Annotated in this window: 1 protein-coding gene; it reads left to right on the top strand. The window is 62.2% G+C overall.

The features are described 5' to 3' along the window. Positions 1-1,398: type VI secretion system tip protein TssI/VgrG (gene tssI, locus D8U60_RS02765; protein ID WP_130899420.1), on the top strand; the 1,398-nt coding region annotated here is incomplete at both ends.

Below are 1,398 nucleotides of genomic sequence, written 5' to 3'. Positions count from 1 at the left end.
ATGCCCCGCCAAAGCGACCTGCGTTTCACTTTCGAGCCCCTGCAAGGCGATCCCTTTGATGTGGTCTCGTTCACCCTCGAAGAAAGCCTGTCCCAGCCATTCAAACTCTCTCTGGAACTGGCCAGCCACAGCGCCGCCATCGACTTCAATCGCGTGCTTGACCTGGCAGGGCTGTTCACCATCTGGCGCGGCGAAACCGCGGTGCGCTACGTCCACGGTCTGGTCAGCCTGTTCACGCAGGGCGACACCGGTTTTCGTCGCACCCGCTACAGCGCCGTGATCGAACCGACCCTGAAGCGTTTCGATCTGCGCTCCAACTGGCGCATCTTCCAGGGCCAGACCGTGCCCGACATCATCACCAGCGTGCTGGCCGAGCAACAGCTCACCGACGTTCGCCGCGAAATCTGCTTCGACCACCAACCCCGCGAATACTGCGTGCAGGCCGGAGAAACCGACCTCGATTTCATCGCCCGCCTCGCTGCCGAAGAAGGCTTGCTCTATACCTTCGAACACCGCACCGACGGCCACACCCTGATCCTGACCGACCGCGTCGGCGGACTCGGCACCATCGGCACCCATAAAGACTGTCCGGTGATCTACCAACCGATGGCCGGCGGCGACGCCACAGAACCGGCGCTGACCCGCTTCCACTACACCGAACAAGTGCGCACTGCGCGCCAGGTGCAGCGCGACTACACCTTCACCCACCCGCGCTACAACCAGCAGCACACCGCCACTGGCGACCAGGACCTGAACAACCAGCACAAGGACTACGAACGCTACGACTATCCCGGGCGCTACAAACGCGACATCGCCGGTAAACCCTTTACCAAGACACGCCTGACCGCCCTGCGCAATGACGCCAAACTGGCCCATCTGGAAGGTGACGATGAACGCCTGCAACCGGGGCTGGCGTTCGACCTCAACGATCATCCCCGTGAGGATTTCAACGACCGCTGGCGCACCATCGCCGTTCAGCATCAAGGCAAACAGCACAGCAGCCTCGAAGAGGAATCGTTCGGCAGCGACCGAGGCACGTCTTATGAGATGCACGCCAGCGCGATCCGCTGGACCTCCGACTGGAAATCCCCGCTACGCGACAAACCCTGCATCGACGGCCCACAGATCGCCACCGTGGTCGGCCCGCCGGGGGAAGAGATCTATTGCGATGAATGGGGCCGGGTCAAAGTGCAGTTCCCGTGGGACCGTTCGGACAAAAACAACGATCAGAGTTCGTGCTGGATTCGTGTGGCTCAGGGCTGGGCCGGGGCGACCTGGGGTGCGATGGCGATACCACGAGTCGGGCAGGAACTGATCATCAGCTATCTCGACGGCGACCCCGACCAGCCAATTGCGACCGGGCGTGCATATCGGCAAACCAACCTGCCGCCGTATGAA

Origin of the sequence: Pseudomonas sp. Sample_11 (assembly GCF_004307505.1) — a bacterium.
Lineage (GTDB): Bacteria > Pseudomonadota > Gammaproteobacteria > Pseudomonadales > Pseudomonadaceae > Aquipseudomonas > Aquipseudomonas atacamensis.
The sequence above is the reverse complement of the archived record's forward strand: the minus strand, read 5'-3'. Positions and strand labels throughout refer to the sequence as shown.